Consider the following 15,311-nt stretch of genomic DNA (forward strand, 5'->3'; position numbering starts at 1 on the left):
GTCTTGTACGTAAGTGGCGTAAACGTTGGTGTCAAACCCGTAGTCTGGAAGAAGCACCACGTTCTGGTCGTCCAAGTCTTTTTCAAGCGTCCGAATAAACCAGCAGGTGCAGAACAACCAGTTCATTTTGCAGCCCGATATATCAGGGAAGGAGCAACACATCTTTTTGCAGCTTTAAGTGTTGCTGAGGGTTTGATTTATGGTTATTGTAGTCCCACGAAAACATTTATCGATTTTCAGACTTTTCTACTATCCGGATTAATCCCAGAAGCCATTCGTCGTGGTGTACGCCATATCTATTTAATCCTTGACAATGGCTCTACTCATGCACCAAAACAATTACAGGCTTGGTTGAATCAGAAACAAAAAGAGGAAGGTTGGAATTTTACGGTCGAAGTTGTCTGGCTGCCAAAATACGCTTCTTGGTTAGACCAAATCGAAATTTGGTTCAGCGTTTTACAGCGAAAATTACTGACTCCGAATGATTTTCCTGACCTTAATACATTACAGCAACGTATCACCGATTTTATTATTCGCCACAATGACTCTGCACAACCCATAAAATGGTCATATACAGTGGCGCAGATGATGGAGAAATTCGCTACGAATTAATGCAAAGCTGTACTTAGCACTATTTGACAGACTCAGAACTCAAAGCCGCAAATTGTTGCCAACATAGGTATAAAGCGCGGGGTACATGAAAACATCCCTTCCATTTACCGCCTTTGAGATTTAATAATACTTCTCCACGCCGATTGAGATAGCCGAACCACTCCCCATATTCGGGATCTGCAAAGTGTTTCCAGGCGTAATCGTGCATTTTTTCATACCATTCCCAGCAGGCGGCGCGTTTTGTCAGGCGATAACCCATTGCTAATGCAACTAACGATTCTAGATGTACCCACCACAACTTTTGATCCCATTCCAATTGCTGTGGTGGATGTCCATCAGCATCCATAAAGTAATACAAGCCGCCGTATTCTTCATCCCAAGCAAAATTTAAAATGTTCAGCACCACATCAACAGCTTGGTTAATTGTCTGAAGATCATTTTTCCGGCGGGCGATATCCATAATAAACCACATCGCTTCAATACCGTGACCGGGATTAATTAATCTGCCTTCAAAACAATTGATGTGGGAACCATCGGGGGCAACAGTTTCATACATTAATCCTCGTTCTTGGTCGAGGAAATCACTCATCACTTCCTGAACGGTTGTGGCTAAAACACTCTCTAAAGTTTCACTGGGAAGTAACCATTCCATTTCGAGAGTCAGGTTAGCTAAAATCATCGGCACAGCCAAGGCTTTCATTGGTCTTGTACCGGGATAAGTTTTAGTATATTTACCTTTGGGATGCTCTTTGCGACGCAACACATTATTGTAAGCTTGCATTGCCACATCTTTTGCCCACTCTTCACCGGAGGCTAAAGCATATTGGCTAAATGCCATCGCCGCAAAGCAATCAGAGAAAATATTGTAAGGTTGGACTAGGGGTTGACCTTCGCGGGTGAGGGCAAAATACCAATTTCCTTCGTCATCTCTGCCATGTTGGGCGAGGAACTTTGCACCATTGCTGGCGATTTCCAGCCAATTTTCGCGTTTTTCTAATTGGTTGCACAACATTGAAAAAGTCCAGACTTGGCGGTTTTGCAACCAGATAAATTTGTCGGTGTCGTAAACTTGGCCTTCCCGATTTAAGCAGGTAAAGTAACCGCCTTGTTCCAAGTCTAAGGAGTGGTTTTCCCAAAATGGGAGTACGTCATTCAGGAGTGCGTTTTTGTACAGTTCCGCCAATGCTTTGAAGTCGTACTCCATAAATTTCCGCTCTTGTATCAACACCAACAGGGTTAAATTATCTCATGCAGAGAGTGAATTAAGCATGATCGATGGGAGTATGGGAGCGATCGCCCTACCATACCTCATCAAACTTTAGATTTACTCACAATAAAAATTGAAGACTCAACGATACAGGCAAATCTGATAGCAGCCTCAGCAATTTTGGCTGGGTTAAGATTAGAGCAAAACGTAATTTATAGTCTAGTACGGAGAGACATTATGCAAGAATCTGTGATTTACCGTTCAATTCAGGAAGAAGCAGAGGCAAGAAAGCAAAGAGAAATTGCCAATAATTCTTTACGAGAAGGTTTTCCAGTTGAAGTTGTGGCTCGTATTACTGGATTATCGATCGCAGAAGTTCAACAACTTCAACAACAACTGAATGAGTCTCCACAAAATTAGCCTAATTGCGTGGCGATCGCAACATCACCAGAACTTCCCAGTTAATTTAACGCATTGGGGCGGTGGGAGTTTTGATGAGTAAGACTTCTTGTGTATTCATAACGGTACGGGTGCTATAGTTTTTGACTAATTCACGGTACACATTCATTGTTTCTTCATACACTCTTGCTGCTTTGAACCGTTCTAAATTTTGTTTGGCGCGGTTTTGCCAATATTGGAGTTGCACAGGATCACCAAGTAATTGCGTGAGAACATTGGCTAAGGTTTGACTGTCTTTTGGTGGTACAAGAATGCCAGCTTGACGATGATCTAATGTTTCGGGAATGCCGTCTACATCGCTGGCAACAATAGCACAGCCAGCTTCTCGCGCTTCTGTTAAGACTAAACCAAAAGATTCGCAGTAAGAAGCTAAAACAAAGATATCACTAGCCAGCATATAACGTTGGGGTTCTGGCTGAAAACCTTCAAAATGAATGCGTTGACGTAGTTTGCCGCAGGGTATGTTGTTTACTATTGCTTCAAAGATAGAACGATCTGGGCCGTCACCAACTAAATATAAGTGTGCTGCGGGAAAGTTGGGGGCAATTTTTGTAAATGCTGTGATTAACTCTGCAATGCCTTTACGAGTATACATCCCGGCAACGGTGGTGATGGCTGGACTATGTAAGGGTAGGGGTTGGTAATCTTGAATGCTGGGGTGGCGGGGACTACCTAATGTGCCGTTGGCAACTACGCATAATTTATTCTCAGGGATACCACGGCGAACCATAGAATTATATACGGCTTGGCTGACGGCGATGACTCGATCTGCCAATCCCATTAAAACAGCACTACGTTGAAACTCGTTGTGGACTGTAGAGACTAAATGATAGTTGTAAGCTTTGCGTAAAACTCCGGCGAGTACAACGCCTGTCATCATGTGTGCATGGATAATATCTGGCTGAAATTGCTGGATAATCTCTTTAAAACGCCAAGCCGCTTTAATTAAGTTAAGGGGTTGTCTGCATTGATTGAGATGAAAATGTTTGACGTTATGTTGTGCTAGTAAAATTTCAAATCCACCGCCAGCCGAAGCAACAGCTACATCATGTCCATCTTGTGATTGTAGACAGGCTAAATCTACGGCTACGTTAACAATGCCATTGCCAATTTTTTCGACGTGATTTGTAATATGTAAGATTTTCATAGGATTTTTTCTCTATAGATGTAATTGATAGTTAGAAGGCAGTGGTTCGGCTGCGCTCACCAACCGGAGGCAGGAGTAAAAATATTATTTTTCCTGACTAAAACGGACAGAAATAAGCCAAAATAATTAAGATTCAACTTTAAAAAATATCTCATAAGTACCTAAGAAGCGATTAACAAAACCAGGAGGTAAGCTTTCAAGCTGAGAGGTATAGGCTGCGATCGCCTGATTTTTCTTCTGCTGTACTGAGGTAATGGAAAAGCTATACGCGGCGGCTATATCTGATAATTTGAGCATGATAAATAATGGCGCTCTCCAGAATAACCAAATTGGATACTGGAAAATTTCAACATTAATTTCTGCTTGGTTAATTGCTGCTTTTACTAAAGGATATGTCGCCTCATGATCTCGGTGACAGTCTTTTTGATGGGGTAAATAAACTTCCTCTGGTTGATAATGTTTTAAGAGTTCAGCTATTTGGGCGATCGCTGTTTGTTTTTCGTCACCGTTTAAAGCTTGTAAATACCCATCAGCTTTATCTAAAAAGTAAATTGCTGATGTCTCTACACCCAATATATTTAAGGCTTTAATTGCTTCTTGTTTACGGGTTTGAATAATTTTATTTCTCGATTCTGTATCTATATCTTTTGAACCTTGACCATTGGTGAGAAACACTACTATTACTGGAATATTTTGCTCACGTTTATAAGCAATCATCCCTCCACAACCAAATGTTTCATCATCTTGGTGGGGAGAAAATACCATCACAGATTTTTGGTTAAATTTTAATTGCTGACTGCCTTGCAGTAAAATCCAACGTGTTATTAAGTTGGAATGAATATATTGCATCCGTTCCAGCAAAATACTCGGTACTAGTTTTTGTAATTGTTGTAAATAAGGTTTAATTTTCATATACATTTAGGTAAATAATCTGGGTATATTAATTTTCGATGCTTTTAATAACTGATAATCTATGATGATTAGCCAATTAAATTAGAGCTATATTCTCTATACTTTTTATTTCTGCTTTTTCAGCTTGTTTTTGGCAACTGTACATAAACTTTATGCGGTGTTTCTAGTGAAATATATTTAGTATGATAATTCACTTCTGATCTAGAGGGAAGGTAATTTGTTTATTTATTTGATGAAAAAATAGCATTCAATATAAAGCAATTTCTATTATTAATAAATATTGAATTGTGGTAGCAGTATAATACAATTTTTCTAGATTGGTTTGCATGAACAGATACCCGACTTCTTCAAGAAGTCGGGTATCTAAAAAACACTAATTTTGAGCAGAGAAGCTAACTTTTGAAGCGATACATAATTACTTTCCCTTTCCAATCTTCTTCTACAAACACTACATATTCCCCATTAGAACGACGAAAAGCGCGGATACCTTGGGGTATATCAATCCAACCACTTTCGCCTGCGACTTCTGCGCCTGGTTTTAATGTTTTGACAGTAGCACCTGTTTTGGCATTGTAAACATAAACCTCGGCGGTTTTCATTTTCACCGCAAATACATAATCACCAGCAACACTCATAGCGGCGGTTGATACTTCGCGCTTACCTGTGGTGTCGTGGGGAACAACAACGCGCCAACGCAGTGTGGGATTATTTCCTTTACGCCAATTATCAAAGCGGAGAATTTCGGAACCAACGACTCCAGCATCATCACCGATCGCAGGATGATCAACCGTAAATCCTGATAAATACATCGTATCAGTTTCGGGAAAGTATTCGATGCGGCGGACATCGGTAATCATGCTAGGAGTTTTCTGCTTCTCCATAGAACTATAGCTATAGATGGGATTTCCATACTTATCAAGTCCTTGTAGGGGATAGTGGCGAATCCCAATTCCATCTTGAGTGCGTAAAGTTTTCCAAATATCACCTTTACTATCAACCCACCAACCACCTAAGTAGGGATAATCTTCACTTTGATCATACTCACCTTGATCAAATTTACCGTTACCGTTGCGATCGCCCCAAATCCATTCTCCTTTATTTGGTTGATAAGGCGGCCAAGTTCCGCTAACTGATTTTTCTCCACCGCCATTTGTCCCAGCAAACATCCCAGCCGGAATCGCAATCTTACCATCCTTTGCAGAGTCAAAGCGGTAAATTTGCATAAAACTAGCATACATATTTGTCACAAACAAAAATCGCTTACCTTGAATGCGGCGAACAAAGGTAGCATCTGGGGAAGTGTGTAAGCGGGGATCTTGGGGATATTTAAAGGGATTTAAGGTGTAAGCTTTGTAAGTCCATTGCTTCCCTGCTGGTTGGTTATAGTCAATCAAGTAGTGTTCTTGTTTGGTGAACACTTCTAAACCATCGGTGTTGGGATCTGCATCGGCGTTATCCACAAATAATAACCCGTGTAATTGCCATATTGGTTTTCCCGATGCAGAAAACTTGCGTAAATCTGTACCTGAGTTGTTAAAACCATTGCTATTCACATAGATATTCCCAGAACTATCAGCACCAACTCCGGTAATTCCATATAGTTTTAATGGTTGTACTTCTCCTGGCGTACCTGCATAAACTCCGCCTTTCATCCCAAAAGTACCAACCTGTACAGGCTGATTTTTGATGTTGTAAATTAATACTTGCTGACGCTGACTGTTGTCTGCAACTAAAAGTCTACCTTGATGATCAATGGCGATCGCAGTTGGTTTAGGAATATTAGTAATTTGTGACGCTAATAACTTACCTGTAGGGGAGTAGTGGGAAATTTTGTTTTGGTTGTGAATCACCCAAAGATTTGCTTGTTTATCAATAGCGATCGCACCAGGACGAACTACACTAAAACTACGTAGTTCTTGCATAGTTTCGCTATTGTAGACGCGAATTTTATTCGTTGCTGAATCACTCACATATAACTCATTTCCTGCAATTGCTAATCCAGTAACTTCACTTTGATTACTGATAATTAGCATACTTTTATCCCAACCCCTTCCCCCATTAAAAGGTGCTGGTTTTCCCGATAAGTTATAGCGTCTGACAGTATACCAAGTTATCCCTTCCGGTGGATAATCATCCTTTGTTTTACCAATTGAGCCTTGTGCTAAGGCAATATAAATATATTTACTATTAGCTGTGACTGCTTTACCACCAGTGCGACTCCAGCCGTGAGTCTCTTCCACAGCGCCAATTACATTACCATCTTTATATATACCTGCCTCTCTACCAGCTTCATCCCAATGACTGTTAGTATAAACTGTGCCATCGGGTGCAACATACATTGCTTCAATATTATTTTGTACCCACTTCTTACCACCACCAAAACTATTACCTATCCAAGAAGTTTTATAGGTACTAGCTGCTACTCCTGTGACGCTGGTTTCAGTAGTTATATCAAGGGAAAAAGCCAGAAATATCACGGCTAGTCCCATCAGCATCAAAGAAATTGGTTTTAACTGTCGATTATTGCCTAACTTGAATATTCTTTGAATATATTTATGCAGTTGTTGATGGATTTTACTCAACTTTGTATGTGTATTTTTTGGCATAATCTACTTAAAATTTAAATTGAAATCAGATATCAAAAAGTTCGCCAGTCAAATAGGTATGGCGACAAATTAGCTATCAAAAAATGGCGTGCAGATACTTTTGTGCTAACTGATACAATCAACACAACTAAGTAGCAATAGATAATGCTCAAAAACCCTGGTTTATTACTATCGATGGTAGGATGTTATGGATTTTTCACCTGATATTAGTCTGCCTGTGGAAACTTTCAAAAATTAAGACTAATATTTCAGCCTAATTTTCCCAGGACATATTACATAGATAACAAACACTGGGTATTTGAAAATTGATATTTACCTAAAATTCATGAAAACCACACATATTTTTCAACTAGTCAAGAGAAATTCCTAGAAGAATCTTTATATTTGTAGCTAAACTTACTAAACAATAGCTAAAAAAGTAAAACTGAATACATTGAATCAATAATTTTACCCAACATAAATATCTTTGATTACTTTAAGACTGTTGAACACCAGAAATCATGTAATTTAAATCACAAAATTTCTGCTTGACACTAGAATCTAAATCGTTTATAAATTATTGTCCTCTGCAAAAACACTTGTCTTTGATGATTGGCTTTTGAAATTTTAGTAGTTAGATATCTAAAATCAAAATCTGCATCCAGTCAGACCCAAAGAATGCTGATTTTAGTAAAAATTACAGGATATAAATATTAGTCTGATTAATCTACTGCAAAATTAAAAAGAAATAACTTGAGAGTGATGGTAATTAAACATACACTCAAACAATCATAGGAGAGTAAAAAGTGGGATGTAAAAACGAAAATTTTAATACTAAGTCTGCATCTATACTGACACTGGGGTTGGGTTGGTTCCCTAAAACACCAGGAGGATTAGAAAGATATATTTATGAATTAACTCATCAATTAGCCAACCGTCAAGACCAAATAGAATTATGTGGAGTTGGTTTACCAGAAATTGATTTAAATTCACCAATCAAATTAACTAACTTAGCTTCTCCTAATCTGCCAATTTGGCAAAGACTTTGGCATATTCGCAATAACTTTAAAAATAGTAGAATCGGCAAGCCAGATGCAATTAATTTACATTTTGCATTATATAGCTTTCCGATTATGGATATTTTACCGCAAGATATACCCATTACCTTTAACTTTCATGGCCCTTGGGCATCAGAAAGTGAGCAAGAAGTAACTACTAATAAATTGAGTATTATTATCAAGCGGTTGTTAATTGAAAAAAGTACTTATCATCGCTGCGATCGCTTTATTGTTCTGAGTAAAGCATTTGGTAATATTTTACATCAACAATATCAAGTTCCTTGGGAAAAAATTCACATTATTCCTGGTGGTGTAAATATTCATCGCTTTCAGCCAAATTTATCGCAACAGGCAGCAAAACAGGAATTAGGCTGGCCAGATAATCGTCCGATATTATTTACATCTCGCCGCTTAGTTTATCGTATGGGTATTGATAAACTCTTGCAAGCTGTAGCTATAATTAAACCTAAAATTCCTGATGTTTGGTTAGCAATTGCTGGTCGTGGTTATATGCAAGATGCACTACAACAGCAAGCAAAAGAATTAGGCTTAGAAAATACAGTTAAATTTTTAGGTTTTATCCCAGATGAGCAATTACCCATAGCCTATCAAGCTGCTGATTTAACAGTTATGCCTAGTCAATCTTTTGAAGGTTTTGGTTTAGCATTAGTTGAATCTTTAGCTTGCGGTACACCTGTTGTCTGTACACCGGTGGGGGGAATGCCAGAAATTTTAACGCAATTTTCACCAGATTTGATTACCAGTTCAACTGAAGTTTATGACATAGCTGACAAATTAGAGAATATCCTCTTAGGGAAAATTTCAATTCCTTCGCGTCAGGCTTGCCGTGATTATGCCGTAACTAATTATGACTGGTCTTTAATCGCACAAAAAGTTCGTGATGTTATCTTAGCTTAAAATCTAAATTTTAAAGTATTTAATATCTTATGAAAATTCTATTTTTAGACCAAAGTGGTAAACCTGGTGGTGCAGAACTTTGTTTAATTGATATTGCTAAACCATACCGCGATCGCGGTATGGTTAGCTTGTTCGCTGATGGTGATTTTAAAACCTTACTCCAGCAACATCAAATCCCCGTTGAAGTATTAACAACCAAACCAATTCAAGTCCAAAAACAAAGTAACTTATTGCAAGCAATAGCCAGCATTAAACAACTAGCACCTTTATTAATTAAAGTTGTAAACTTAGCAAAAAAATATGATGTAATTTATGCCAATACCCAAAAAGCACTAGTTATTGGCGCACTGGCAAGTGTTTTAGCAAATCGTCCTCTAGTTTATCATTTACACGATATCCTTTCCTTAGAACACTTTAGCCCAATTAACTTACGAGTTGCTGTCACCTTAGCTAATAAATTTGCATCATTAGTTATCGCTAATTCACAAGCTAGTCAAACAGCATTTGTCCAAGCTGGCGGTAAGCCGGAAATCACAGCAATTGTTTATAACGGATTTGATAGTAAAAAATATCAAATTCCTGAAGTTGAAATTCAAAAAATCCGACAAGATTTAAACTTAGAAGGTAAATTTGTTGTTGGACATTTCAGCCGTCTCGCACCCTGGAAAGGACAACATATTTTACTGGAAGCATTAGCACAATGTCCGCCACAAGTCACAGCAATTTTAGTTGGTGATGCTTTATTTGGCGAACAAGATTATGTCCAAGAATTACATCGCCAAGTTGCCAAACTAGGTTTAGAAAATCGCGTCAAATTTTTAGGATTTCGCGCTGACATTCCGCAGTTAATGTCAGCTTGTAACTTAGTGGCGCATACTTCCACTGCACCAGAACCCTTTGGTAGAGTAATTGTTGAGGCGATGTTATGCGGTACACCTGTCGTCGCAGCCAAAGCCGGCGGTGCGATTGAATTAGTCGAACATGGTGTCAATGGTTTTTTAACCACACCCGGCGATTCCCAAGAACTAGCCAACGTAATTAACACCTGTGTTCAAGAAATAGAAATCACTACAGCGATCGCTGATTATGCCAGAAAGACTGCCAGTCAGCGTTTTGATATCGCCACTATTAATCAGCAAATTGCCCAATTATTGATTTCCAGGAAAATAGATGTGAATGATACCAAGGTGGTAGATTTTCAGGGTAATGAAGATTAATTTACTACCAATGTGTCTACCTTAAGGCTCTGTCTAGCCTGAGAAAAAATTTTTAACCTAATCTTAGAGTTCGCTCAAGATTAAGGAAAAATTTTGTATGACAAACGATATTACTACTAATATCAACCAGTCCAGCAATATTAACAAGCAAGTTAATACTTCAATTGTCATTGGCGCTCTTTTGATTATTTTAGGGATTGTAGCGATCGCTTTACCTGTAGTTACAACCATATTTGCTGAGACTTGGGTGGCGCTAATCCTGATGAGTGCGGGATTTGCCAAGCTTGTTTATGCTACTCATACCCGCCGCGAAGGAGGTTTTCTATTGAAAATTCTCTTAAGCGGACTTTATATTGCTACAGGTGTGATGCTATTAATTTATCCTCGAACTGGTATTCTTACACTCACCCTGTTACTCGGTAGCTTCTTACTGACAGAAGGTACATTCGAGTTAATTTTGGCATTCCGCTTACGTCCCCAACAAAACTGGACATGGGTATTAGGTAATGGCATTATTACCCTATTTTTAGGCGCACTAATTTGGTTTCAGTTTCCCAGCAACGCACCTTGGCTACTAGGCACATTATTAGGCTCTAGCATTGTGGTTACAGGTATTTCTCGCGTTATGCTGTCTTTAAATGCGCGTTCTAGCTTACCTGAATCTAATCAAGCTGCTTAGATTTTACTTGCTTTGAGTAGAGACTTTGCACTGCAAAGTCTCTACATATAAACTACAAACCGACTAATTCCCGTGATTCATAATCAGTAAGTTGTTGAGCGATCGCTAATCTTGCTTCTAACTTCGCTACACTAAACTGATTACGCAGATATTCTAAATGCGCGATCGCATTAGCTTTTTCCATAGTCAGTTGAATTTGAGTATCCACAGCCTTTTGATATTCGTGATTCAACAGTAATACCTCAAACCGCCGCGCCTTGCGTTGAGCATCATTTTTCAAATCCACATCAAAAGCCGCCGCGCGATCTGCATTTCCTTCAAAGCGGTTAATTTGCTGCTGTACGGCCATCAACTGTGAGTCTAGTTCATTTACACGTTGAGCAGCCTGAGCGATCGCAGATGGATAATGATTCATTTGCATCATCAAATAATCTTCCTCTGAAAATCTCAATTCATCACATAGCAAAAGAGATATCAGAAGTATGTCTAAATACTTCTATTTCTTTGCTTTCAAACTTCTTCTGGAGTAGTGAAAAAATAGTCACATCTTGAAATCAAAAAGATGCTTTTTGGCGTAGAAGACTATAACCTGTACTTGATATATCTATTATAGTAAAAATGTACTGAAAGCGCCACAAAATCCCGCATTTTTAGACGAGATTTATACAGAACTTAGCTAAAATTTTCCCTCAAGGCATTCCATCTCCCTTGTCCACATTGTCTCCCTTGCCTACCTTGTCCCCCTCTTATCCCTCAATGACAACATAGACCAAAAACCAATTACGTAATCTTACTTAATATTCTTTCAAAAGAGTATTAGTAAAATCTTAATCATCACCTAAATTTATTGGGTTAAGTAAATTTTCGGAATTATTCTCAAAATCCAGTGCTTATCAACTCCCAAACCAAATACCCAAAAAAGCACTGTTACTAACAGCGCCGTCATTTTGTGTGTTTAGCGAAAGCTCATATTGCTAACACAACCAAAACCAATAGGAGTGAGATAAACAATGGCTACCTTTAACGTCACCAACACTAAAAGCAGTGGTCTTGGTTCATTACAGCAAGCAGTTTTAAATGCCAACGCCTCAGCCGGCAAAGACTTAATCAGATTTACAGGCGGACTCTTCACAGACAACATCGCCGATACTATCAGCCTTGGTGGTAGTAGTTTGTTCATCACCGATGACTTAAGTATTGATGGTAGAGGTTCAAACTTACTGACAGTTAGCGGTAACTACAATTTTGCTCAAGATAACAACATATCTCGTGTATTTGAAATTGCTAACGGCATCACTGTTGACATTGAAGGATTAACAATTGCTAATGGCTATGCCACAGATACAAGAGGCGGTGGCGGCGTTTACAACGCTGGTAATCTGACATTAAGAAACGTCGCCGTTAGCAATAACTTTTCTGGTGGTCAAGACAGTTCCGGTAATAATGGTGGTGGCATTTATAACTCGAACTCTGGAATTTTAAGGCTCAACAACAGCACTGTTACAGCTAACTACGCAGGCCAAGTTGATGCTGAGGATATTGAGGATATATTCTATGCAGGCGATGGAGGCGGTATCTATAACGCGGGTGTCGTCACTCTTAACAACAGTGCCATTAATGATAACTCTGCTGGTTACTACAATGACTCCTACTTTCCCGATAACTTAGGCAATGGTGCAGGTATATATAACACTGGCACTTTAACAGCTAACAACAGCACTATCAACAACAACAGAGGCACAGGTGATGGTACTGGCCTTTACAGCACTGGAACTGTAACCTTGAGTTATAGCAGTGTTAATAATAATGAATCAAGCAACCAATTCTATAACGCATTTAGTGGCATTGTCAGTAATGGCAGCCTCACTATCAGAAATAGTAGTGTGAGCAGTAATAGAGCAATTGATAGTGGTGGTGCTTCATCTGGTATTGATAGCTCAGGCACACTAATCATCAGTAACAGCCACATAGATAATAATCAGTCACTTGGGTCGAGTGGAGTACTGCACTCAGGAACCCTGACAGTAACTAATAGCTCGATTAATTACAATGGCGGCCGAAATTCTAGCGGACTTATTGCCAATGGCACTATCAAAATAGACAGAAGTACTATCAATGGCAACACTTCAGACTCTGAATTTAGTACAGCCGGTCTTATTACCCGTGGCACAGTGACAGTAAATAACAGCACTATCAGTAATAACTCTTCAAACTCCGGTAGTGCAGGTCTCAGAAACAGTGGCAATGCAACGGTAAGCAACAGCACCATCAGCAGCAACATAGGAGGCTTAGAAGTAACAGGAGATATTAACAGCAACGGTATCTATAACTCTGCATCTGGCAATCTGACAGTTATTAGAAGCACTATCACAGGTAATTCCAATGCAGAGGGAGCCGCAAACGGCACGATTGTTAATGATGGCAACATTAGCATCATTAGTTCTACTATCAGCAATAACTCAGCAGGTTTAGGAGGTGGTATTCTCAACAACAGTACTGCATTTGTAATTAACACCACCATTAACAACAACACCGCAGGCATTGGCGGAGGCATTAACAACTCTGGCACTCTAACTTTCGTTAACAGTACTATTAGTGGCAATCGGTCATACAACGAAGGCGGCGGAATTTACAACTCTGGCACTTTAGCAGTTAGCAATAGCACGATCGCCTTCAACAAGTCTTACTATGATGAAGAAAACACTGTATCTAGCGGTGCTGGTATCTATAACTCAGAAACAGGTACAGCCACCATCAAAAACAGCATCATAGCAGGCAATAATGATGGCATTCCTGGTGCAGTTAACCCCGATGTCGTCGGTAACTTTATCAGCAACGGCTATAACCTGATTGGCAACCTTAATGGCAGTACAGGCTTTAACCCCAGCGAACAACTACAAGTCAGCATTTCTCAAGTTATCGATACCATTCTGCGTGACAATGGCGGCCCAGTCAAAACCCACGCTTTAGTTTATGGTAGTCCCGCCATTAACGCTGGGAATAACGCCGATATCCCTGCCGACATTGCAGACTTAGACAGAGATAGCAATACTACCGAAGGCATACCTTTTGATCAACGAGGTAGTGGTTATCGACGTATTTTGAATGGTCGAGTAGACATCGGAGCTTATGAAGCATCTGTAATTAATGGCACGGCTTATCCTAATAATCTCCGAGGTACTACTGTCAATGATTTGATTGCTGGCTTGAGAGGCGCAGATGTGCTAACAGGTGGTGCTGGCGCAGATAGCTTTGTTTATACCAGCCTTGCCGATAGCGGCGATACAATTACAGACTTTGCCGTTGGTACAGATAAAATTGTCTTACAAGCACTTTGGCGGAGTTTAGATTTGAGCAACTTGAACTTTGCTACAGCCATTGCTGGCGGTTACTTGCAGTTCCAAACAGCAGGGACAGACACCTTAGTTTTAATTGACTTAGATGGTACTGCTGGTCAACGTGTGGCTTTGGAGTTGGTGAGGTTACGCAATGTATCAGCTAATGCTGTGAACGACTCTAGGAATTTTGTGTTTTAAATTTCCTCGCAAATACTCTTGAGCATCTGTCTTAACCAAGAATTTGCCTGATCTTGATCTGTTAGTCGGCTCCACAACATTGAAATCATCCACGGTTGTGTTTGTATAGGCAGTTCAAAAATTTCTACTGCACCTTGATCTGCCAAGGATGTTACTAACCGTGATGGTACAGCAGCCACTAAGTCACTAGATGAAATAATTGCTGGTAGTACTAGTAAATGGGGAGTTGTCAAAACAATGCGACGTTGGAGATTGGACTGAGCCAAAACTTTGTCAATTTCACCAACTTCATCTTGTCGGATGGTAAACAGAGCATGAAGCAGATTCGCAAAACTGTCTGGTGCGATCGCATTTTGAGTAATCACAGGATGCCCTCGGCGACAAATGCCAACAAAGTGTTCTGCAAATAATGGCATCTGTATTGTTTGCCTGGGTGGATTTTGAAACACACCCAAGGCTAAATCAATCTCTCGATTTTCTAATAGTTCTCCTACCGAGTCTTTGGCAAAACCAATCAAGCGAAAATTAATCTTTGGTGCAATTTGATGACAAACCTGCAAAAGTTTGGGCATCACAACATGGCTGGTGTAATCTGAACTGCCAATTGTAAAAGTTGTTTGAGAATTTGTGGCATCAAACGTTTGGCTGGCGGCTAATGTTTGCCGAATTTGTTGTAAAGCTGCTTTGATACCAGGTGCAATTGCCACTGCTTTGGCTGTGGGCTGCATTTCTCTGCCAATTCGGATAAATAGATCATCTTGAAATAGCGTGCGTAATCTGGCTAAAGCCGCACTCATAGCTGGTTGCCCCAAATACAGCCTTGTAGCTGCGGCTGTCACACTTTTCTCTTCAAAAAGTGCCTCAAAAGCAACCAGCAAGTTGAGATCAACGGCAGATAAATCTATTAATCCCATCGATGAAACACATTATTTCAATCAATTTGATTAATTTATAACATCTCAGTAAAGTAAAACTAACAGT

General features: G+C 39.6%; 12 protein-coding genes. 6 read left to right on the forward strand and 6 right to left on the reverse strand.

Annotated features, from left to right (window positions below; translation table 11 throughout):
* Positions 1–3 precede the first annotated feature (3 nt).
* Entirely contained in the window at positions 4–612 is a 609-nt protein-coding gene (locus H6G77_RS14910; RefSeq protein ID WP_190589722.1) for a transposase, read from the forward strand.
* Positions 613–631: 19 nt separating this feature from the next.
* Here H6G77_RS14910 and H6G77_RS14915 read toward each other — a convergent pair whose 3' ends face one another.
* Entirely contained in the window at positions 632–1,816 is a 1,185-nt protein-coding gene (locus H6G77_RS14915) for an AGE family epimerase/isomerase (protein ID WP_190871939.1), read from the reverse strand.
* Between the two features lie 240 nt (positions 1,817–2,056).
* Between H6G77_RS14915 and H6G77_RS35350 the strand changes: the two genes are divergently transcribed.
* Complete coding sequence (locus tag H6G77_RS35350) at positions 2,057–2,239, forward strand: hypothetical protein (protein ID WP_199331499.1); 183 nt, start codon at positions 2,057–2,059, stop codon at positions 2,237–2,239.
* 46 nt (positions 2,240–2,285) lie between these two features.
* Here H6G77_RS35350 and H6G77_RS14925 read toward each other — a convergent pair whose 3' ends face one another.
* The 3 genes from H6G77_RS14925 to H6G77_RS14935 all read right to left on the reverse strand — a co-directional run bounded on the left by H6G77_RS14925 (position 2,286) and on the right by H6G77_RS14935 (position 6,943).
* Positions 2,286–3,425, reverse strand: coding sequence for a glycosyltransferase family 4 protein (locus H6G77_RS14925; RefSeq protein ID WP_190871940.1), 1,140 nt, complete (start codon positions 3,423–3,425; stop codon positions 2,286–2,288).
* Positions 3,426–3,551: 126 nt separating this feature from the next.
* Complete coding sequence (locus H6G77_RS14930) at positions 3,552–4,337, reverse strand: PIG-L deacetylase family protein (protein WP_190871941.1); 786 nt, start codon at positions 4,335–4,337, stop codon at positions 3,552–3,554.
* Between the two features lie 392 nt (positions 4,338–4,729).
* Positions 4,730–6,943 (reverse strand): hypothetical protein, encoded by a 2,214-nt coding sequence (locus tag H6G77_RS14935; protein ID WP_190871942.1) that lies wholly within the window; start codon positions 6,941–6,943, stop codon positions 4,730–4,732.
* Between the two features lie 785 nt (positions 6,944–7,728).
* Here H6G77_RS14935 and H6G77_RS14940 point away from each other — a divergent pair.
* The 3 genes from H6G77_RS14940 to H6G77_RS14950 all read left to right on the forward strand — a co-directional run bounded on the left by H6G77_RS14940 (position 7,729) and on the right by H6G77_RS14950 (position 10,794).
* Positions 7,729–8,898 (forward strand): glycosyltransferase family 4 protein, encoded by a 1,170-nt coding sequence (locus tag H6G77_RS14940; RefSeq protein WP_190871943.1) that lies wholly within the window; start codon positions 7,729–7,731, stop codon positions 8,896–8,898.
* 29 nt (positions 8,899–8,927) lie between these two features.
* Complete coding sequence (locus H6G77_RS14945; protein WP_190871944.1) at positions 8,928–10,115, forward strand: glycosyltransferase family 4 protein; 1,188 nt, start codon at positions 8,928–8,930, stop codon at positions 10,113–10,115.
* A 109-nt stretch (positions 10,116–10,224) separates the two neighbouring features.
* Positions 10,225–10,794: an HdeD family acid-resistance protein gene (locus H6G77_RS14950; protein WP_190871969.1), complete on the forward strand. Its 570-nt coding sequence runs from the start codon at positions 10,225–10,227 to the stop codon at positions 10,792–10,794.
* Positions 10,795–10,846: 52 nt separating this feature from the next.
* Here the strand turns inward: H6G77_RS14950 and H6G77_RS14955 are convergent, their stop codons facing one another.
* Positions 10,847–11,218, reverse strand: a complete 372-nt coding sequence (locus tag H6G77_RS14955; RefSeq protein WP_190669759.1) for a hypothetical protein — start codon at positions 11,216–11,218, stop codon at positions 10,847–10,849.
* A 586-nt stretch (positions 11,219–11,804) separates the two neighbouring features.
* Between H6G77_RS14955 and H6G77_RS14960 the strand changes: the two genes are divergently transcribed.
* Entirely contained in the window at positions 11,805–14,330 is a 2,526-nt protein-coding gene (locus H6G77_RS14960; RefSeq protein ID WP_190871945.1) for a choice-of-anchor Q domain-containing protein, read from the forward strand.
* On the opposite strand, the gene H6G77_RS14965 is transcribed toward H6G77_RS14960, so the two are convergent.
* Positions 14,327–15,244 carry a LysR family transcriptional regulator gene (locus H6G77_RS14965; RefSeq protein WP_190871946.1) on the reverse strand — a complete coding sequence of 306 codons (918 nt, stop codon included), beginning with the start codon at positions 15,242–15,244 and terminating at the stop codon, positions 14,327–14,329. The genes H6G77_RS14960 and H6G77_RS14965 overlap by 4 nt on opposite strands.
* Positions 15,245–15,311 lie beyond the last annotated feature (67 nt).

This window comes from Aulosira sp. FACHB-615 (assembly GCF_014698045.1).
Lineage (GTDB): Bacteria > Cyanobacteriota > Cyanobacteriia > Cyanobacteriales > Nostocaceae > Nostoc_B.

Excerpts from the sequence above, each read along its gene's own strand:
- H6G77_RS14955 (WP_190669759.1), bottom strand. The coding sequence starts at position 11,218 with ATGATGCAAATGAATCATTATCCATCTGCGATCGCTCAGGCTGCTCAA.
- H6G77_RS14925 (WP_190871940.1), bottom strand. The coding sequence starts at position 3,425 with ATGAAAATCTTACATATTACAAATCACGTCGAAAAAATTGGCAATGGC.
- H6G77_RS14930 (WP_190871941.1), bottom strand. The coding sequence starts at position 4,337 with ATGAAAATTAAACCTTATTTACAACAATTACAAAAACTAGTACCGAGT.
- H6G77_RS14965 (WP_190871946.1), bottom strand. The coding sequence starts at position 15,244 with ATGGGATTAATAGATTTATCTGCCGTTGATCTCAACTTGCTGGTTGCT.
- H6G77_RS14915 (WP_190871939.1), bottom strand. The coding sequence starts at position 1,816 with ATGGAGTACGACTTCAAAGCATTGGCGGAACTGTACAAAAACGCACTC.
- H6G77_RS14935 (WP_190871942.1), bottom strand. The coding sequence starts at position 6,943 with ATGCCAAAAAATACACATACAAAGTTGAGTAAAATCCATCAACAACTG.
- H6G77_RS14960 (WP_190871945.1), top strand. The coding sequence starts at position 11,805 with ATGGCTACCTTTAACGTCACCAACACTAAAAGCAGTGGTCTTGGTTCA.
- H6G77_RS14945 (WP_190871944.1), top strand. The coding sequence starts at position 8,928 with ATGAAAATTCTATTTTTAGACCAAAGTGGTAAACCTGGTGGTGCAGAA.
- H6G77_RS35350 (WP_199331499.1), top strand. The coding sequence starts at position 2,057 with ATGCAAGAATCTGTGATTTACCGTTCAATTCAGGAAGAAGCAGAGGCA.